Below are 21757 nucleotides of genomic sequence, written 5' to 3'. Positions count from 1 at the left end.
GAATTCAAAAATACTAAAAATAGCCTTTACAGGCACTAAACTGCAATTAAGGTATAAACAATCAAATTATACACAAAAAAAGAAATTATAAGCAAACTGAGTTAGGGTTTTTTCTTAATTTCGGCCCTTTGAATCCTGGTAGACTTAAAATCAAAGCAGACCAGAAGTTCATTATTTTTAATCATATAATAATCAGATGAAAGAAACGGTAGTTAGTGGTATTCGCCCGACAGGAAAATTACATTTAGGGAATTATTTTGGTGCAGTCACCAACTTTGTAAAAATGCAGTATGATTATAACTGCTTTTTCTTTATCGCTGATCTACACTCTTTAACTACACACCCTACGCCCGGCGACTTACATGGCTATGTTAAACATGTCCTGGTAGAATACCTTGCTTGTGGCATAAACCCAGAAGAAGCAACAATCTATGTTCAGTCGGACGTTCCTGAAGTAGCGGAACTGTATTTATACCTGAATATGAATGCATACATGGGCGAACTGGAAAGAAGTGCTTCATTTAAAGATAAAGTAAGATCACATCCGGATAACATAAACGCAGGTTTATTAACTTACCCGACTTTAATGGCGGCCGACATTCTGATTCACAAGGGTACAAAAGTGCCTGTTGGAAAAGATCAGGAACAGCACCTTGAATTTACACGTACCTTTGGAAACCGTTTTAACAGGTTATATAATTCAGATTATTTCCCTGAAGCATTTGCTTTTAACTATTCGCAAAACCTTGTAAAAATCCCCGGTTTGGATGGAAATGGAAAAATGAGCAAATCAAGTGGAGACGGCAATTGCATCTATTTAGCTGACAGTCCTGAGATCATTCGTAAAAAAGTTTCGCGTGCAGTATCTGATAGTGGGCCAACTGAAGAAAATCAGGCTAAACCGGAAGCGATTCAAAACTTATTTGATTTGATGAAGATCGTTTCAACGGCAGATACTTTGGCACATTTCGATGAGTTGTATAACAAAATGGCGATCCGCTATGGCGATTTCAAAAAACAACTTGCTGAGGATATGATTATTTTCAATACACCGATCCGTGAAAAAATCGAAGACCTATCTAAAGACAGCTCTTATTTACGTCAGGTTGCAATACATGGTGCTTTAAAAGCGAGAGAGAGTGCTCAGAAAACAATACGCGACGTTAGAGAATTAATCGGATTCAAACCGTTTTAATTATTAGATTTGAGATGTGTGATTTGAGATTTACGTTTCAAATCACACCATCAAAAAACATATCAAAAATATGCATATAGCAATAGTTGGAAATATAGGTGCCGGAAAAACAACACTTACAGGCTTACTGGCCAAGAATTATGGTTGGGAAGCCTTGTATGAGGCTGTAGATAATAATCCTTACCTGGAAGATTTTTATAGCGATATGAAACGCTGGAGTTTTAATCTTCAGATCTATTTCCTTAATAGTCGTTTCCAGCAAATTGTAGACATCCAGAATTTCAATAGAAATGTAATTCAGGACAGAACAATATATGAAGACGCACACATCTTTGCTGACAACCTTCATGAGATGGGATTGATGACTACCAGAGATCATCAAAACTATAAAGCAATTTTTGAAAATGTTACTTCTTTCATTAAGCCACCCGACTTATTGGTATACCTGCGTGCTTCGGTACCTACATTGGTAAACAACATTCAACGTCGCGGTCGCGAATATGAAACCAGTATCCGTATCGATTATTTATCTAAATTAAATGAGAAATATGAAACCTGGATTAAAAGCTATAGCCTGGGAAATTTGCTGATACTAGACAAAGACAAATTGGATTTCACCAATAATCCTGAAGATCTGGGTACTATCATTCAATCTATTGACGCTGAGATTAACGGATTATTTTAAGATGAAAGTACTTGGTATTATACCGGCACGTTATGCTTCTACCCGTTTTCCGGGTAAGCCTTTAGTTGATATTCAAGGCAAAAGCATGATCCAAAGGGTTTATGAACAAGCTTTGAAAGCCACAAGCTTAAGTAAAGTGGTGGTGGCAACAGACAACGAACTCATTGCTGAAGCTGTGCGCAACTTTGGTGGTGAATTTGTAATGACTGCCCCTGCACATCAAAGTGGTACAGACCGCTGTGCGGAAGTATCCAGGCATTTCCCTGATTATGATATCGTAGTCAATATACAGGGTGATGAACCTTTTATTGATCCTAAGCAAATTGATCTGGTCGTTTCTTGTTTTGAACAAAACGGTATACAATTAGCTACCTTGGTTAAAGCAATTCACACCAATGATGAACTGTTTAACAACAACATTCCAAAGGTTGTAATGAACAGTAAACAAGAGGCTATATATTTCAGCAGACATACCATTCCTTACCTCAGAAATGCGGAAAAAGAACAATGGTTAACCGCACACCAGTTTTATAAGCATATTGGAATTTACGGTTATCATGCCGAAACACTCCAGGAAATTACTAAACTTGCTCCTTCTTCACTGGAAATAGCCGAAAGCCTGGAGCAGCTACGTTGGGTAGAAAATGGTTATACCATTCAAACCCGCATTACAACAATCGAAACCATTGCCATTGATACCCCTGAAGATCTACATAAGATATGAAGCGCTATTTAATTCATTGTTTATTTCTGTTGACTATTATAAGCGCCTGTACTTCCACTGATCGCGAAGTAAAAGGTAGCACCGAAGATCATATTGTATTAAAGCCATTTAGTGATTCTGTTCAGGTAGATACTTTTAAAGTATCTCTTGCAGGAGATGTGCTGAAAGACATGACTATTAAGTTCAGCATAACCTCATTTAAGGGAAAGCTCATATACAATAAGGATTTTAAAGCCACAGATTTCATAGACAACTATAAATCTTCCGTTGATTTACAAAAGAAACGGAAGCAGGTAGACTTCATACTGAATGAGTACAAACAATTTTTAGATGATGAGAACTTCCTAGAACCGGCGGTTACTGAAAATGAGAATCCTGACGATAATACTCCGGATAAAACATTCTATGAAGAATTGAAACAATCCATGCTCAATGGCTTTAAGTATCGAACTGGAAAAGAGACCAGTGTGTATATTGCCTGGTCTGAAAAGGAGAAAAAAGTTAAGCCTTATTACAATTGCTGTAAATAATTTTTGTTTTTAATTTTATTGCAGAAAATGCACTTATTGAAGTCCAGAAGCATGTAAGAAACTAAAAGGGCCATATTTTGTATACCTCTTCAAAAAAAAACAAAAATTTTATTATGATTCTTATAAATTTTATATTATGTTTATATAATCAAACAAAGAACAACTAGTTTGTTTTCCTAAACCAGCATATTCTAACCAAATATACTTTAACAAAAATGCCCGGAAATTTTCGGGCATTTTTATTTAATAATCTGAGCAATGATGCAGTAGTTGACGCCCCATAAACCACAGATTAATACACATCAACAACCTAACAATCAACAGCTTGCGATTTAAAAAATAAAACACCTTTTAGAAGTCTTGCCATACCTGCCCAAGCTTAGAGGTACCTGCCAGGTACTTCGTTGGTCCTTACACTAATGAGGTACCAATCACCTACCTAGCGGGTACCTACAATCTACCTATTCCTCTAAAGGGCCTCTTCATGGTGAACTGGCTATTAATTTTGGAGATCCCAGAAGCCAATAATCAAAGAAAGGTTATTCAAATATCTGTCTGGTAAGAAAACGCGTAGAATTAATTCGCGGTTGGTGACTTTTGCATGAAGCAAATACAACCAAAGCCCTTGGCCCTGACTCCAAAAAAAACAATATAATTTCAAATTATTAATGCGAAAAACAAAATTTTCTTAGCTTTAAGCATTACGCTCTTACTACCAGGTAATTTATGCTCAAAAAGACTTTCATCCTTATTCTCTTCCTATTGCCTTTTTTTTCAGCTTTAGCACAAAAAGCAAATATAAAGGGCTTGGTTACGGATGCCGTAGAAAAAAGAAAGCTAGAACACAGTTCCGTACTACTTATTAACGCTGCCGACTCCATACTGGTAAAAACCACGCGGACTGACAAACAAGGATTCTTTCAGTTCGAAAACCTGCAAAAGGGTAATTATAGAGTTTTAATCTCCTATCCCAAAATGGCCGATTACATTCGTGATTTAAAATTATCCGATAATGCCAATCTCGATATGGGTGTCATTAATATGGAGTTAAAATCCAAACTTCTAAAGGAAGTTGTTATACAAGCTTCAAAAAATGCAGTCCGGTTGAAAGGTGATACCCTCGTTTTCCAGGCCGATAGCTTCGCTGTCCGCACCAATGCCAACGTGCAAGAACTACTAAAAAGATTACCTGGTATTGAAGTGGATAAAAACGGAAATATCAAAGCACAAGGGAAAGCTGTAAAAACAGTACTTGTAGATGGAGATGAGTTTTTTGGTGATGACCCACTCCTGGCTACAAAATATTTAAAGGCCAATGCCGTGGATGAAATTCAGGTATATGATAGAAAAAGTAAAAGTGCTGATCTGACAGGTATAGATGATGGGATAAAAAACAAAACCATCAATATAAAACTCAAAGAAAATGCTAAAAACGGCTATCTGTCAACGCTCGACCTAAATACTAATATGTCGGATCTTGGTGATTACGGAGGAATGGTAGGACTCTTCAAAAACAAGCTAAAAGCAGCAATTTATGGCACCTATTCCAGTTTAAATAATGAATCGAAAATCAATAATTCGATGAGAAAACTGAAGGGGGAAGATTACGACCTGATTGAAGTAGGTGATGATGGTAGCTCTATCATGTACGTTTCTGATACAGATGATGACGATTACAACATCAACTCGGCCGGCTTGCCAAAAAATTTAAGCTTGGGGGCTTATTATGCTGATAAATTCAGAGACAATAAAATGGGGCTTAAAATCAATTTTAAAAGCTTCAACAATGATAATGTGAACCATACCACATATAATTCTGAAGAATTACTACCCAACGACACCAAATTTACCAGTGCAGGTAAAACCGACAATATTGCCAATTCAGCAGGAGAATCATTAAGGGGAACATACAATTATACCATAAACCCACTGTCGACCTTAAAAGTATCTTTTGGTCTTAGTAAAAAACGAAATCAAAACAGCTCACAAAGCTCGAGTGGAACACAAGGCGATAACGGCTTTTTTATTAGTCAGAATAACCAGCGAAATAGCGGACATGGAACAAATGAAATTTATAACGGAAATATAAACTGGTCGAGGAAATACAAAAAAAGAGGGCGCACACTATCAATAGATATCCAACCCGAAAGCCAGACCAACAAAAACACAGAAAACAGCTTAAACCTGACCAATTATTTCAACAGTACGGGCTTGATCGACAGAGATGAACGTACCGACCTTAGGAAAGAAAATTGGGGAACACAGAATTCGCTGGGCACAAGAATTAATTACACCAATCCGATTTCTAAAAAGTGGACTCTTGAGGCTGGATATAGCTTTAAAACCATATCATCAGGTAGTAACCGGATGGTTTTCGACAACATCAAAGATGATGCAAACAAAATTGATTCTTTAAGTAATGACTTTAAGTTCCTTAATTTTTCAAATGTGGGTAAAATGATTTTGCAGTATAGCTACCAAAGATTCTCTATATCCAGTGGATTAGAAGCTACCCAAACCAATTTCGAATTGAATGATCAGGATAAGGGAACAGATTTCAAAAGAAATTACCTTAACCTTTCGCCCAGAACAAACCTGTTTTATAAGGTTAACAATAACACCAGCTTAATTGTTAATTACAACGGTTTCATGCAACAGCCAAGTATAGACCAATTACAACCGGTAAGACAGATCAACACTCCTCTATATCAGGTAATTGGGAATTCAGGTTTAAGACCCTCTTTCACTAACAGTTTTGGATTAAACTACAATAGCTTTCAATTCAAATCGGATCAATATATTTCCATTAATTTCAATTATAGCTTTACCAACAATGCCATCGTAAATACAGAGCTGGTCGACGATTTTAATAAACGTATATCCAGCTTTATCAATGCCAATGGTAACAATTCAATAAACGGTAACCTGAGCTATTCAAAAGGCTTTTCTAAAGCCCATATACGCTTAGGTGCAGACTTAGGTTTCAGCAGTTCAAATACTATAGCCTTAATAAATGCAACAGAGAATAAAGCATCAAACATGCAATATGATTTAAGAGGTTCCTTTAATTATTATGCTCCTAAGGTTGAGTTCAGTTACACTCCTACCCTTGCGCTTATGACCGGTAAATCATCTATTGGGGAAATCAATGACGGAAAAAGTATTACCCATGATCATGAAATTTCGGGCACAGTACAATTGCCTTTTAAACTTGAGTTTAATACATCCTTTTCCCTTTCCTTCCGCCCAGCGACTTCCACATTTGGGCAAGATCTTAACACAGCCATTTGGAACAGCCATTTATCTACCAAAGTACTCAAAAATGAAACCCTGGAGTTTAAAATATCAGTTACCGATATCCTAAACCAGAAAATAGGATACAATAGATTTGTAGGAGGTAACGTTAAAAGTGAAAATACCTATAGTTATATTCCCCGTTACGTGTTAATTGGGATAAACTGGAATTTAAGTGGTAATTTTATAAAAAAAGCAGTTGCAAAAATAATTGATTAAATGAGACAAAGGGCTATAGTTTTATTTCTTTTATGCAATTGCTTCCTTGTGTTAAAAGCACAGCAGACCTTTATTCCCTATGGAAAAATCACTTTCGAGAAGAAGGTAAATCTGATCCGGGCGTTCGAAAACAGCCCGATTCCGGAAGAGGCTAAAGAGAAAATGAAAAAATATGCACTCAGCAATTGGGAGCTCCTTTTTGATCAGGAAAAATCGTTGTACAAACAGGTAAAGAAAGAAGAAGAAAACAAGAACTTCGGCCCATTCTCCTTTTCTTTCGGAAGTCAAACAAATGAAATCTATACCGACTATAGCAAAAAAAACAGAATATTAAGGCGTAGTATCATGGAAGATGATTACCTCCTTACAGACACCATTCCAGGTGTTAAATGGAAAATTATGCATGACGTAAGAACTATTGTAGGTTATGAATGCCGCAAGGCCATAGGTGTAATTCACGACACTATATATGTGGTAGCTTTTTATACAGATGAGATTTTACTGCGGGGAGGTCCCGAAGGTTTTAGCGGATTACCCGGTACGATATTAGGTTTAGCTATCCCACGCTACAACACTACCTGGTTTGCCACAAAGGTGGAAGGCTTCGCCAATCACCAGGCTGAAATTACACCCGCAACAAAAGGAAAAAAAATAGAAACTGAGAAGGATTTAAACAAACTCCTCGAATTATTTACCCGTTACAATCACAATAAAAAAGAAAAATCTGAAGAAGCAAAGAAAAGGCTATACGGTTATACACTGTAACTTTTTATGCGCTAAGATTTTACCATATCTTTCTTAATTTATTGATTTTTTACAAAAAGAGCCAATGCCTTTGGTTTTATTTGCTAACTTTGTATCCCGTACAAAAACAATAAAGTATCGATACAATTGCTGCTTTATTTCAGAAAATCACAAACATGACTAAGTATATTTTTGTTACGGGCGGTGTTACTTCCTCATTAGGTAAGGGCATCATCTCCGCTTCTTTAGCCAAATTATTACAAGCACGAGGCTATAGTGTTACCATCCAAAAGTTCGACCCGTATATCAATATTGATCCGGGAACATTAAACCCTTATGAACATGGGGAGTGCTACGTTACCGAAGATGGTGCCGAAACAGATCTTGATCTTGGTCACTATGAGCGTTTCTTAAACGTCCCTACTTCTCAAGCGAATAATGTTACCACAGGTCGTATTTATCAGAATGTAATCAACAAAGAAAGACAAGGTGAATACCTTGGAAAAACTGTTCAGGTTGTTCCTCACATTACTGATGAGATCAAAAGAAACATGCGTTTGTTAGGTGAAACCGGTAAATATGATATCGTAATCACTGAGCTGGGCGGAACCGTGGGAGATATCGAATCTTTACCATTTATAGAGGCTGTACGCCAGTTTAAGTGGGAAGAAGGTGCACATAACGCTATTGTTATCCACCTGACCTTAATCCCTTACCTTGCTGCTGCAGGTGAGTTAAAAACCAAGCCAACACAACACTCTGTAAAAGCATTGCTGGAATATGGTATCCAACCTGATATTTTGGTTTGCCGTTCAGAACGTCCTATTTCACTTGATATCCGTAAAAAAATTGCATTATTCTGTAATGTAAATGTTAATGCGGTAATCGAGTCTATTGATGCCTCTACGATTTACGATGTTCCTTTGTTAATGATGAAGGAGCAATTGGATAAAACCGTGTTGAGCAAGCTTAAACTTGCACAGAAAAACGAGCCGGACATGGAGAAATGGAAAGATTTCCTTGGCCGTTTAAAAAACCCAACATCCGAAGTGAAAATTGGTTTAGTTGGTAAATACGTAGAACTACCTGATGCTTATAAATCAATCATCGAATCCTTCGTTCATGCCGGTTCAAGAAATGAATGCAAGGTAAAAGTTGAGTATATCCACTCAGAAGGTATCTATCCTGACAATGCAAAAGAAAAACTTGCCCATTTAGATGGTGTATTGGTTGCTCCGGGCTTTGGAAGTCGCGGTATTGAAGGAAAAATCGATACCATTAAATATGTGAGAGAAAACAACGTACCATTCTTCGGTATTTGTTTAGGTATGCAATGTGCGGTAATCGAATTCGGCCGTAATGTATTAGGGCTGGAAGGTGCTAATACTACTGAAATTGATGAAAACAGTGTACATCCTGTGATCAACATGATGGAAGATCAGAAAAACGTTACCGCTAAAGGGGGTACTATGCGTTTAGGCTCTTACCCATGTGATTTGAAAAAAGGTACTAAAGCCTTTACTGCTTATGGAAAAGCGCACATTACTGAGCGTCACAGACATCGCTATGAATTTAACAGTGCTTACCTGAATCAGTACGAAGAAGCTGGAATGATCGCTTCAGGTGTTAATCCAGAAAGCAATCTTGTTGAAATTGTTGAACTTAAAAACCATCCTTTCTTTGTTGGTGGACAATTTCACCCTGAATTAAAATCAACTGTTGCTAATCCTCACCCACTTTTTGTTAAATTTGTCGCCGCTGCGATGGAGTTTGCGAAGAAAAAAACAAAATAATAAGCGTTTAATTAACAATAATGGATAGAAATACGTTTACAGGATTATTCCTGATCATGATCGTTTTAGCCGGTTCTTTTTATTTTTTCAAGCCGAGCGAGGCTGAAATGAAATCAATTCAGGAAAAACATAGAACTGATTCACTTGAAAAAACCGGAGTTGTTGCTCCTACCCCTGCAGCTACCATTGCACCAATACCCGTAGTAGATTCAGCAGCATTAAAAGGACCTTTTGGTGGCAACATTAGCGGAACAGTACAAACGAGTCTGCTTGAAAATGAAAAATTAAAACTGACTTTCAGCAATAAAGGCGGTAAAATTTTATCAGTACAAGTTAAAGGGCACAACACTTATAATGGAAAACCGGTTATTCTATTCGATGGCGATCAGAATAAATTTGGTTTAAACCTGAACATTGGTGGTAAGATGGTAAATACAAATGATTTGTATTTTACAGCTACACAAAATGCAGGAAGCATCAGCATGCGTGCTAATTATGCAGCAGACAAATACATTGAATATGTATATGATCTGAAGCCAAATAGCAGTCAGGTAGGTTTAAACATGAACCTTAATGGTTTAAATCAGATTATTCAAAACAATACCATCACTTTAAATTGGGAAGCAACTTTACTTGAACAAGAAAAATCAAGTAAAAAAGAACAGGAACACGCTGCACCATATTATAAATATGTAGATAAAAACCCTGATCACTTAGGTGTTGCTAAAGATGTTAAAGAAGACCTTAAGGAAGGCAAAATCCAATGGTTCTCCTTTAAACAACAATTTTTCAGTGCAGCGTTAATCCCTAAAGATGCGTTTGAAAAAGGTGATCTTGAAGTTAAAGTACTTACAGAACCAGGTAAAATTAAATGGTACGGTGCTAACATGAGCATGCCTTTTAACCAACTAGCTTCACAAAGCTATGGCATGACTTTCTATTTCGGTACCAATAAATTCGACACCTTAAAAGAACAAGGCTTCGAACTGGAAAAACAAGTAGACATGGGCTACTGGCCACTTAAATACATCAACAGATTTATTGTTTTGCCTGTATTTAAGTTCCTGGAAAGCTTTGGCTGGAACTACGGATTAATCATTCTGCTTTTAACCATCATGCTAAAAGTGGCTATGTCGCCTTTAACTTACAAGTCATACCTTTCAATGGCCAAAATGAGAATTTTGAAGCCTGAAATGGATGAGATAAAAGCTAAAGTTGGCGAAGATAATCCTACACTATTACAACAAGAGTACTTAAAACTTTATAAACAAGTAGGTGTAAATCCATTAGGAGGTTGTTTGCCAATGTTGCTGCAATTGCCTTTTGTAATGGCTTTCTTCTTCTTCTTCCCTAACTTATTTGAATTAAGAGGCGAATCATTCTTATGGATGAAAGATCTTTCTACTTATGATGATTTCATCAAGTTTGGCTTTAACATTCCACTTATTGGTGATCACTTGAGTTTGATGTGTGTGTTGATGACCATATCTACACTGATCTATACTTATTTCAACAACCAGATCTCTGGTGCAACAGGACAAATGAAATATATTGGTTATATCATGCCAATCATTTTCTTAGGTGTACTGAACAGCTATCCATCAGGATTAAACTACTATTATTTCCTGGCGAACATGTTAACATTTGCTCAACAGTTCCTGATCAAAACAATGGTTGATGATGAAAAGATTCACAGAACATTGCAGGAAAACAAAACTAAACCTGCAGAAGAGAAAAAGAAATCAAGATTCAGTGCCAAATTAGAAGACTATATGCGTCAACAGCAACAAACTGCTGCACAGCAAAAAAAGAATAAATAATCATAATAGCTATTTTACTAAAAGGGGCTGTATCATGAACTTGATACAGCCCCTTTTTTATATCCATAAATAACCTATTCATTGTAAAATTTGACGTACAAATAAGGATATCTGTATAAAAATTCCAATTTTTATAGATTGAACTCAAAAGGTCATAAACCACAATCATTAAACATGTTAAAAAAACTGATTCCACTTTTACTTTTATTCCCTGCAAGCGTAAGTTTTGCACAAAAAAAGCCTTTAGACCATAGCGTTTACAACAATTGGGAGGCTGTTGGTGCAAAGCAACTATCCAATAATGGATTATGGGTTGCTTACAGCATAAATAAACAGGAAGGTGATGCAATGTTATACCTGAACAACCTGATGGCCAATACGAAGCTAAATGTGGCCAGAGGAACAAATTTACAGTTCAGTAAAGATTCAAAATACGCTGCCTTTGTCATTAAACCCTTATACAAGGATATTCGCGAGGCAAGGATTAAAAAGAAGAAGCCTGAGGAAATGACAAAAGATTCATTAGGTATTGCTAACCTTGGCAATTCAGCCATTGTTAAAGTAGCTAGAGTTAAATCTTACAAAATGCCCGAAGATGGAGCTTCAGTAATGGCTTATCTATTGGACAAACCATTAGATACAGCTAAAAAAGCAAAATCTGCAGGTACAACTCCAACACCAGAAAAAAAAGAAGATAGTGCCATTACTTTTGCTCAGGAGCTTGACACTAAAAGCAAAACAGAAGGGACAGACCTGATTTTTAAGAACTTAATTACCGGAGCTGAACGCACTTTCAAATTTGTAACAGACTACAGCTTCAATAAAAACGGTAAACAACTGGTTTTTGCAAGCTCTGGTTCAAAGAAAGAAAAATCTGCCCCTATGGGCGTGTTTCTTTTCAATACTGAAAAAGGAACGCTAAAAACATTGGTTAACGGAAAAGGTAACTTCAAAAACTTCATTTTTAATGAGGAAGGTGAATACCTTGTGTTCTTAGGAGAAAAAAGCCCTGAGAAACAGGAAATCAAAGATTTTAACATTTATTACAATTCTCCTACCCTTGATACCGCACAGATTTTAGTCGACAATGGGATTACTGGAATGCCCGCCAAATGGGTTGTTAATGGCGATGCCAAACTAATTTTCAGTAAAGATGGCAACAAGCTGTTCTTCGGTATTGCTCCGGTAAAAACACCTAAAGACACTACTTTAGTTGATTTTGAAAATGCCAAACTTGATATCTGGAGTTATAAAGACGATTACTTGCAGCCAATGCAATTAAAAAATCTGGAAAAAGACCTTAAAAAATCATATCTATCTGCAATTGAAATATTTAGCAGCGATCCAAAAATCATCCCTTTAACTGATGTAAAACTACCGGATGCTATGCCCGTAAATGAAGGAAATGCCAATTTCGTACTGGCCTCAACTGATTATGGCAACAGATTACAGTCGCAATGGGCTGGTGGTTCATTAAGAGACTATTACCTGGTTGATACAAAAACAGGATCAAGAAAGAAGATTATTGAACGCTTAAGCGGATCAGTAATGACCTCTCCTGCCGGAAAGTACATCCTTTATTTCGACAAGAGAACTTCGAACTGGTATACTTTCAATGTGCTTACCGCAAAAACTACCCATTTGAACAATGGTATGAGTGTTAAGTTTGTTGATGAAGAAAATGACGTACCTGATGATCCGGGAGCATACGGACTAGCAACATGGGTAGAAGATGATAAAGCGGTATTGATTTACGATCGTTACGACATCTGGGAATTTTCTCCGGATGGCAAAACTGCAGCTCAAAATATAACTAATGGATTTGGCCGACAAAACAAGCTTACTTTCCGTTATGAAAAATTAGATCCTGAAAGCAAATTTTTAGGCAAGAAGGAAACCATCTGGTTAAATACCTTTAACAATGCCACTAAAGAGCATGGTTGGTATAAAAAAAACATTGGCGACCGTAAAAATCCAGAGCTTGTAGTCATGGAAAAGATGACTTACACGGATCTTGTTAAAGCTAAAGACGCAGAGCGTTTCATTTTTGACAAGGGAAATTATGTAAACTCTCCTAATGTTTATGTATCAACGGATATGAAAACGCAGGTAAAACTCAGCAATACTAACCCTCAACAACAGAATTACAATTGGGGGACTGCTGAGCTGGTAAAATGGACAACACCTAAAGGCTTTAATGCTGAAGGCATCTTATACAAGCCAGAAAACTTCGATCCTGCAAAAAAATACCCAATGATTGTGTATTTCTATGAGAAACTATCAGAAGGACTTTACGGCTACCAGGCCCCTGCACCTACTCCATCAAGATTAAACATCCCGTTTTTTGTAAGTAACGAATACCTGGTATTTGCACCAGACATCAGCTACGAGACAGGCTATCCGGGCAAGTCTGCGGAAGAATACATCAACTCAGGCGTTGAAAATTTAAAGAGAAACTCATGGGTAAATGGTGCTAAAATCGGTATACAGGGACAAAGTTGGGGCGGTTATCAGGTGGCCCACTTAATTACCAGAACCAATATGTATGCAGCTGCATGGGCAGGTGCCCCAGTAGTAAACATGACCTCAGCTTATGGTGGTATGCGTTGGGAAAGCGGAATGAACAGACAATTTCAGTACGAAAAAACGCAGAGTCGTATTGGTGCAACCCTATGGGAAAAACCGGAGCTTTATATAGAAAATTCACCATTGTTCCATTTCCCTAAGGTAAACACTCCGGTTGTTGTTATGGCTAATGATGCCGATGGAGCCGTACCATGGTATCAGGGAATTGAAATGTTTACCGGTTTAAGAAGATTAGGTAAACCAGTATGGTTGTTAAACTACAACAACGACGGACATAATTTAATGCAGCGTCAAAACAGAAAAGACATACAGATCAGAGAGCAACAGTTTTTTGATTATTACCTAAAGGATACAAAAGCTCCGGTATGGATGGTTGAGGGTATCCCTGCTACTGAGAAAGGCAAAACCTGGGGTTTTGACCTGTCAGGTGAAAAACCTTAAATTTAAAATAGAGATATTAGAATCAAAACTCTAAATTTAGGGCCTAAACTAAATCATCTTTAATGGCATTAAGTAGAATCTGGTCTGCTTTTATACTCATTGCAATTGTGGTAGCGAGTATAAAATGTTTCTTTTTTGGACAAAGTGAAATTTTTAACTGGATGATCATTGGTAAGGCAGATGATGCCGCCAATCCTTTAAAAGTTGATGGGGTTATTGAAACCTGCTGGACTGCCGTAAATATATGCTTGAAACTGATTGGAATTATGGCCCTGTTTATGGGTTTTATGAGCATAGCTGAAAGAGCTGGTGGTATCAGATTATTATCTAGAATCATCAGCCCTTTCTTCTCTAAATTATTCCCTGATGTGCCGAAAGGTCACCCCGCTACAGGGCATATGGTGATGAACTTTTCAGCCAATCTCTTAGGCCTCGATAATGCAGCCACTCCATTTGGTTTAAAAGCAATGGAGAGTCTGCAGGAACTTAACCCAAGTAAAGATGTAGCTTCCAACGCACAAATCATGTTTTTGTGTCTACATGCATCAGGGCTTACCTTAATTCCTGTAAGTATTATAGCCATCAGGGCTTCTTTAAATTCGGCCAATCCTACCGAAATCTTTATTCCCTGCATGATCGCTACATTTGTTGCTACCATAGCAGCCATGTTAATCGTTTCATTTAAACAAAAAATCAATGTATTTCAGCCGGCTATTTTGGCTTGGGTGCTCGGCATTTCTGCTGTAATTGCTACATTGGTATTATACCTCGTTACTTTAAACACTGCCGAACTGCAATCATTTTCAGGCATCTTGAGTAATGGTTTATTATTACTCATATTTTTCCTGATTGTATTGGGGGGCGTATACAAAAACATTGATGTATTTGACGCCTTTATTGATGGAGCCAAAGGTGGTTTTGAAACCGCGGTAAGAATTATCCCCTATCTGGTAGGGATGCTGATTGCTATCAGCTTATTGCGTACCAGCGGAACATTTGACATTATCATCAATGCCATGAAACATATTTGTACCTCATTAGGTGTCGACTCACGATTTATTGATGGTATTCCGACAGCCTTGATCAGGCCATTAAGTGGTGGTGGTGCCAGAGGAATGATGGTTGATACCATTACTACGCATGGAGCCGATTCCTTTGCCGGTAGGTTATCCAGTATTTTGCAGGGATCATCTGATACTACTTTTTACGTAATAGCAGTTTATTTTGGATCTGTAAATATTAAAAATACGCGTTACGCAATTGGCGCGATGTTACTTGCAGATTTAGTAGGTGTTTGCACGGCAATCACACTTTGTTATATGTTCTTCGGCTAGTTAAAAAGACACAATCAATACGAGGCATTTTTTGTTCCTCCTATTAATTAACTCATACCATTTCTTTCAAAAATATATCCTTAACCGTTTTTATCTGCTCTTCGTAAATTGTTTTTCTACGTGTTCCAAAGTATAGGGTATTTTCAATGGGCACATCTCCTTCCCACAGGACTTTAATGTTGCCTGCATCCAATTCACGTTTTGATAAAAAATCAGGCATAACTGCTATCCCGTCACCGGCACTTAAACACCTGATGATCGAGCATAAATTGGGTACAATATAGTTTGGTTTAAAATCCGGACGCTTGCCAAAGTTATTATGCCAAAACCTGCGTTGATGTTCCATATCTCCGGTAGTACCATACCAGGTTTGCTGCTTTAACCAGCCCAGTTGCTCATCCCTATCCCCCTCCTTTAGGAGCTTTTCAAATCCTGCTGTCTCCGTGTTTTTCCCACAAACCAACACAATCTTTTCTTTAAAGAAGGGTTCGTAGAATAAGCCCTTATAATCACCTTTCTGAGGAGTGATGATCAGGTCGAGAATACCACTATTCAAATCACTCAACATTTGTGGATACTCTCCAAACTTAATGATCACATTAAAAGGTAAAGTGGGTAAATAAGATTCCAGTGTAAATTGAAACGTCTCAAAACACATACCTATGCTGATGGTAGGAATATCCTTCTCTACACTTTTATGAAAATGCCTTTCCGCTTCTTCCAGTTTGGTTAACGCTTCAAGTATATAGTTGTACAGTATCTTCCCTCTTTCCGTTGAGATCATCTTTCTCGAGGTTCTATCGAAAAGTTTATGACCAACATAAGCCTCCAATGAGCTTAAATGCAAACTTACCCCCGGTTGAGAGATGTATAAAGCGTCGGCAGCACCTGTTAGCGTGCCCGTTTCATAAATCGCTTTAAACGTTCTGAACCATTCTAGATTCACCATAGCTATTATAATTATGATACAAAAGTATAAATTAAACTATTATAATTATACATAGTATGAAAGTAACTTTGTATTGTTATTAATAAGATAAAACGATGAAGAGAATATTTGTAATAAACGGAGGACAGGTTTTTGGCCATTCTGGCGGTAAATTCAACAAAACCATAGCTGATAAAACGATCAGCTTTTTCAATAATAATGAAGGATTTGAAGTACGCGCTACCGACATCAACACACCATATGATATTAAACAAGAAGTAGAGAACTATAAATGGGCTGATGTGATTATTTACCACACTCCGGTATGGTGGTTTCAATTGCCTAATGAGTTTAAAAAATATATAGATCTGGTTTTCACAGCAGGACATAATAACGGCATTTACCATAGCGATGGCAGGTCATCGGCCAATCCAACCATCAATTACGGGACAGGTGGTTTGATGCATGGTAAAAAGTATATGTTAACCACTTCCTGGAATGCACCTAAAGAAGCTTTCACTTTACCGGGCGAGTTTTTCAACGAGAAAAGTGTAGATGAAGGACCAATGTTTGGCTTTCACCGGATGAACGCTTTTACAGGTCTGGAGCCCTTAGAAGGCATACATTTCCATGATGTAGAGAAAAATGCAGATGTGATAAAAGACCTTAAACGTTATGAAGAGCATTTAAACAAAATCTTCATTGAAGATTATAAAATGGAATTATCAGCATAAAAAATGCCCGCTTTAAGTGGGCATTTTTTTTAATCGAACAATTCTATTTTACTTTTATTGTTGGTAGCTCTTACTGCCCCAATGAAAAATTAATTGGTATGTTATACTTTACACGAACTGCTGTGCCATTCTGAATACCAGGCATCCACTTCGGACTAGCATTCAACACCCTAACAGCTTCCTCATCAGTTCCAAAACCAAGTTTTCTTTCTACTTTAATATCAGTAAGGGAGCCGTTTTTTTCGATAATGAATGACAGGTAAACCTTACCTTGTATATTGTTCTCCTGAGCCATTGCAGGATATCTTATCGCTTTCGAAAGGTATTTATAAAACTTATCCATTCCACCGGGAAAATCGGGTTGCACCTCCAGTCCTACAAAGGTATCATATACTGTGTTATCACCTACGGCAACCGCACCGACTGGCCCTTTTCCAGGAGTACTGATTACCACATCTACACCGTCAGGATCGCCTTCAATTGTCTTCTGCCCAGGATCTTTTGTAGCCAGATCTTTTATTTGCACAGGATCAGTATCAATCACCCTACTGTCCTCCACCACTATTGGCGGTGGGAATTTGATCTGAGCCTGTTTTGCTGGTGGTGGTTCAACTGCTGCCGGTGGTGGCGTCTCCGGATTTACAGGTGGTGGCGACTGTACAGTTATCGTTGTTACCTTTTCGGTCACTGTCTCAATGTTTTCATTCCCTTTAATCAGGCTGGCGATTTTTGGAGACAAGAACAAAAGAACAAACAGACTTCCCGCGATAAGTAATGCTTTGCTCGTATCCGATGAGCTGTCCCTTCGAAGCGCGTAAGCGCCATAACTTTTGTTTTTCTGATCAAATACTACATCAAGCCATTCATTGCCAAATAAATCGATTTTCGAACCCAACATTGCTTTAAATTTTAGAGTTAACATTATACAATTGTTTCAGCTTCATTGACCTCTCTGTACAAGGCTTGATGCTTTATTTATAATATTGATGCGAACTCCTTCGGCTTTCCATAAGCCGGATAAAGAAATATTTAAATTAAAAAACCCTTGGACAAATAAAGGATCTTGGTACTCGGCCAAAAGTCAGGCCCATTGTCAATTCATGAGAACCATTTTTATTGCTTCCAAGTTTACTGGTCACATGATCGTAGGAATATCCAATCCGGAATCTTTCGCTCACAAACACCTGTACAATAGCAGATATAGAATTTTGTTTACCTAAATCAAGCTCAGTAATATTCTTTTTCCACAAACCCAGGCCAGTTCTATAGGAGGCCCCAAGCCAGAGTTTATCATTGAATATAGTCATCACATTCAAGTCTACACTTGTTGGCCCTCTAAAGTCTTCCTTAACCATCAGACTAGGCCTAACTCTAAGATCCGGAGAAATATTAACCAGACTACCTGCAATAAAGTAAGCATGTCTGCTTCGAGCGATATTAAAAGACTGCGATCTTGAAATGCTAACTTCTGAACCGGAAAACGCATCCAGCACTGAAAGCCCCATATACCAAAAATCAGAATTGTAATAAACACCAAGACGCAAGTCGGGCTTTAGTCTATTTTCATCACCTAACGCTACAGCCTGGTCGCCCCCTTCCGAAGTATGTATCATATCTCCGCTTAAGTTATATTGCACTACGCCCACTCCTATTCCAAAACTTAACCTTTGAGTATCATCAGCATTCAGTTGCAAACGGTAAGCATAGTTTGCGGTTACAGACGTGGTAAATTGGGGGCCTATTTTATCCGACACGACCTGAAAGCCAAGGCCCATTTTCCTATCTCTCGGGTCCACTATTCCATCGATAGAGATAGCCCCTGTTTTGGGCGCTCCTTCTACCCCCATCCATTGCGAACGTAAAGCCAGTTGTGCAAACCATTCTTCCTTGTATCCCGCATAGGCAGGATTTACGCTTAAGCTGTTAAATACATATTGAGAAAACTGAATATTCTGCTGCGCGCCAGACCGCCCCGCAAATAAGCAGAGAAGAACAAGGAGAACGAACAAATATTTTACAGGTTTCATCATTAAATATTATCTTTTTAAAAGTACCCAGCTTCGACGAGTCTCTTCTGTTTTTCCTTTTTTCAATTTCAACACGTAGAAATAAGTCCCATCGTTTAAGCCCTTACCATCCCACTCATTTCTATAATTACTGTTTCTATATACCTCATCACCCCAGCGGTTATAAATAAAAATACCTACAGCCTCATAGTTTTCCATTCCAGTAATCAGGAATGTATCGTTCTTACCATCTCCGTTAGGAGTAAACGTATTTGGAATATCCAGAGGTGGTGGTGCGACATCGATTCTTACCTCAGCAATATTTGAAGGCAGACCATTTGAGTCATCAATTTTATAAGTAAACCTTTCTGTCCCGTAAAACCCTTTATTCGGTCTGTAGCTAACCTTTCCATCTTTTGCGACTAATAGCTTTCCGTTAGCAGGCTGCATCTTCACGTCTATTGTAGCTACATTTAATGGGAATAATGCCGGACGATCGTTATTTACAATCGGTACTTCGACCTCTTCCTCTGCTTTAGTTGAAGCAAAATCATCAATTGCTATTGGATATCTGGTGATATCAGTTATCGTTGGATCATCATTATTTTCAGCCGTTCCTGAGATATCTGTAACCTTTACTCCTTGCATTGTAAAACCGTCCACCTTTGCAATATTTGTGATCGATCCTGCTACCTTCTCAGCCTGTGTAGGAGTATATTCTACAGTAACAATAGTAGTTGCTCCGGGAGCAAGAGTAGTTTGCTTAAGCGTAATTGGTCCCTGGAATTTCGGATCTGACAACACAAGGTCTTGAAGTGTAACATTTCCTTTATTGGTAATTTTGAAGGTATAGGTAACTGTTTTAAACCCACGGTTCAGCACACCTGATTTAACCAATACTATTGCAGGATTGGTCTGTACTAATACTTCCGCAGTGGCAGATTTAGTCATTGGATATTCTACAGAACTTACCGTAGCAGTATTTACAACTTTACCTGAATTGCTTGTTGGAATTCCATTCTTATCAAGGTCGTTCTGACTAATGGTATATACACCTTCATATACCCAGGACTCATCTTTCTCCAGGATTCCGTTACCGTTATCTCCTTTTGGCTGATTAAGTATTCCGCCCAGAAGTGGATCATTTAACTTAATCTGATTGTGGTGGGCATTTCCGTTATTATATACGGTAATGGTGTATTTTATTTTATCACCTACGGCTGAGATAGAACTCTTGTCTGCTATTTTGCTGATCGCAATATCCAAACAAACCGGTACACTTACAGTAATCGTAAATGGCTGCCCGGCACAACCACCCGTTTCGGCTCTTGGTGTTACTGTGTAGACAACATTTTGCGCCGTTGTAGAGGTATTGATTAACGTACCATTGATGATTTTCCCTGATCCGCTGCTTGCGCCTGTTATCGCTGTTTTGTTTACTGTCCAGGTAAAGTATGCAGGGACAGCGTTACCTCCTTTTCCAGTATTATCAACATTGCTTTGCAAGTTATAACTGAATGAAGATTGTATGCAGCTAAGTGAATTAATCGCATCATTATAACCTTTAGGTACTCTATTTACCGTCACATTAGTTAAAGCAGAAATGCCACTTGCACAACCTGTAGTGTTGGTTACTTTAACTGTATAATCTCCTATTTGGTTTACGTTAAATGTTTGGTTGGTAGCACCAGGTATCAGCACTCCATTTTTGTACCATTGGTTACCTGATGGTGATGATGAGGTAAGCATTACATAACCTCCTTCACAGAAAGTTGTCCTACCACCAGGTGTAATTTCTGGCACTTCAGGGTAAGGAACTGCGGTCACCTGAACAGACTGAGACGGCGAACTACTGCAACCATTTGTATTGGTTACAATAACCATATACTGACCGCTCATTGTAGCTGTGTAGGTTTTATTGATAGCCCCAGGAATGATCTGACCATCTTTATACCATTGGTTACCGCTTGCAGCTGATGAAGTTAAGATTACTGAACTACCTACGCAGAAATTAAGTTTATCGGCATCTACCACTACTGTTGGTGTAGGTGGTAAACTATGAACAATCACTTGTACACTTGCAGATACTACATAACAACCGTTCTCATTGGTTACTCTAATAGTATAGGTTCCGGCTTCATTTGTTGTATAGATTTTGTTTGTTTCTCCTGGAATGATCAGACCGTTTTTGTACCATTGGTTGCCTGTTTCAGATGATGAAGTCAACACTACTGAGCCACCTTTACAGAAGATCAACTGATCTGCATCAACGATGATAGTTGGAACAACAGGTAATGCGTGCACTACAACTTCTTTGCTCGCAGATTCAAGGAAACAACCGCTAGCATTGGTGACTTTAACCGTATAGGTACCAGCTTTGTTTGTTGTATAGGTTTTATTGGTTTCACCTGGAATGATCTGACCGTTTTTGTACCATTGGTTACCCGTAGCTGATGATGAGGTTAATATTACTGAGCCGCCTTCGCAGAAAATCAGTTTATCTGCATCAACGATGATTGTTGGAACCGGAGGTAGCGGGTTTACTATTACTACTATTTCGTTGGATACAGAGCTAAAACAACCCTCTGAATTGGTTACCACCACTGTATATTTACCGCTTGCAATTGCCATATATGTTGGGGCTATTGCACCTGCTATAGCATTTCCGTTCAGGTACCACTGGTTACCTGCCGGAGCATCTGATGTTAATATTACTGAACCACC

The 21757-nt window shown here is 38.1% G+C and carries 15 protein-coding genes; 11 read left to right on the top strand and 4 right to left on the bottom strand.

Annotated elements, in window-relative coordinates; translation table 11 throughout:
• Positions 1 to 196 precede the first annotated feature (196 nt).
• The 10 genes from trpS (at position 197) to B9A18_RS23070 (ending at position 15365) form a co-directional block, all read left to right on the top strand.
• The gene (trpS, locus tag B9A18_RS23115) at positions 197 to 1195 is read left to right on the top strand and encodes a tryptophan--tRNA ligase (RefSeq protein ID WP_084292003.1); all 999 of its coding nucleotides are present in this window, start codon (positions 197 to 199) and stop codon (positions 1193 to 1195) included.
• Positions 1196 to 1265: 70 nt separating this feature from the next.
• A complete protein-coding gene (locus B9A18_RS23110) occupies positions 1266 to 1880 on the top strand; it encodes a deoxynucleoside kinase (RefSeq protein WP_084292001.1) in 615 nt (204 codons plus the stop codon).
• 1 nt (position 1881) lies between these two features.
• Positions 1882 to 2604 carry a 3-deoxy-manno-octulosonate cytidylyltransferase gene (gene kdsB / locus B9A18_RS23105; RefSeq protein ID WP_084291999.1) on the top strand — a complete coding sequence of 241 codons (723 nt, stop codon included), beginning with the start codon at positions 1882 to 1884 and terminating at the stop codon, positions 2602 to 2604.
• The gene (locus B9A18_RS23100) at positions 2601 to 3134 is read left to right on the top strand and encodes a hypothetical protein (protein WP_084291997.1); all 534 of its coding nucleotides are present in this window, start codon (positions 2601 to 2603) and stop codon (positions 3132 to 3134) included. The genes kdsB and B9A18_RS23100 overlap by 4 nt, the downstream gene beginning before the upstream one ends.
• A 726-nt stretch (positions 3135 to 3860) precedes the next feature.
• Positions 3861 to 6647: an outer membrane beta-barrel protein gene (locus B9A18_RS23095; protein WP_084291995.1), complete on the top strand. Its 2787-nt coding sequence runs from the start codon at positions 3861 to 3863 to the stop codon at positions 6645 to 6647.
• Positions 6648 to 7412: a GLPGLI family protein gene (locus tag B9A18_RS23090; RefSeq protein WP_084291993.1), complete on the top strand. Its 765-nt coding sequence runs from the start codon at positions 6648 to 6650 to the stop codon at positions 7410 to 7412.
• 155 nt (positions 7413 to 7567) lie between these two features.
• Positions 7568 to 9184, top strand: coding sequence for a CTP synthase (locus B9A18_RS23085; protein ID WP_084291991.1), 1617 nt, complete (start codon positions 7568 to 7570; stop codon positions 9182 to 9184).
• A 20-nt stretch (positions 9185 to 9204) separates the two neighbouring features.
• Positions 9205 to 11004, top strand: coding sequence for a membrane protein insertase YidC (gene yidC, locus B9A18_RS23080; RefSeq protein ID WP_084291989.1), 1800 nt, complete (start codon positions 9205 to 9207; stop codon positions 11002 to 11004).
• A gap of 174 nt (positions 11005 to 11178) precedes the next feature.
• Positions 11179 to 14031 (top strand): alpha/beta hydrolase family protein, encoded by a 2853-nt coding sequence (locus B9A18_RS23075; protein WP_084291987.1) that lies wholly within the window; start codon positions 11179 to 11181, stop codon positions 14029 to 14031.
• Between the two features lie 62 nt (positions 14032 to 14093).
• A complete protein-coding gene (locus B9A18_RS23070) occupies positions 14094 to 15365 on the top strand; it encodes a nucleoside recognition domain-containing protein (RefSeq protein WP_084291985.1) in 1272 nt (423 codons plus the stop codon).
• A gap of 52 nt (positions 15366 to 15417) precedes the next feature.
• Here the strand turns inward: B9A18_RS23070 and B9A18_RS23065 are convergent, their stop codons facing one another.
• Positions 15418 to 16314: a LysR family transcriptional regulator gene (locus B9A18_RS23065; RefSeq protein ID WP_084291983.1), complete on the bottom strand. Its 897-nt coding sequence runs from the start codon at positions 16312 to 16314 to the stop codon at positions 15418 to 15420.
• A gap of 95 nt (positions 16315 to 16409) precedes the next feature.
• Here B9A18_RS23065 and B9A18_RS23060 point away from each other — a divergent pair, with 95 nt between their 5' ends.
• Positions 16410 to 17027, top strand: a complete 618-nt coding sequence (locus B9A18_RS23060) for an NAD(P)H-dependent oxidoreductase (RefSeq protein ID WP_084291981.1) — start codon at positions 16410 to 16412, stop codon at positions 17025 to 17027.
• Positions 17028 to 17097: 70 nt separating this feature from the next.
• Here the strand turns inward: B9A18_RS23060 and B9A18_RS23055 are convergent, their stop codons facing one another.
• From B9A18_RS23055 to B9A18_RS23045, 3 genes are all read right to left on the bottom strand, one after another.
• Positions 17098 to 17949: an energy transducer TonB gene (locus B9A18_RS23055; RefSeq protein WP_235005423.1), complete on the bottom strand. Its 852-nt coding sequence runs from the start codon at positions 17947 to 17949 to the stop codon at positions 17098 to 17100.
• Between the two features lie 112 nt (positions 17950 to 18061).
• Positions 18062 to 19057: a PorP/SprF family type IX secretion system membrane protein gene (locus B9A18_RS23050; protein ID WP_235005422.1), complete on the bottom strand. Its 996-nt coding sequence runs from the start codon at positions 19055 to 19057 to the stop codon at positions 18062 to 18064.
• A gap of 6 nt (positions 19058 to 19063) precedes the next feature.
• Positions 19064 to 21757: DUF7507 domain-containing protein (locus B9A18_RS23045; protein WP_144009598.1), on the bottom strand; the 2694-nt coding region annotated here is incomplete at its 5' end.

It is taken from the genome of Pedobacter nyackensis, from assembly GCF_900176505.1.
Classification (GTDB): Bacteria; Bacteroidota; Bacteroidia; order Sphingobacteriales; family Sphingobacteriaceae; genus Pedobacter; species Pedobacter nyackensis.
Note: the sequence above shows the minus strand (reverse complement) of the source record. Positions and strands in the feature narration are given on the sequence as shown.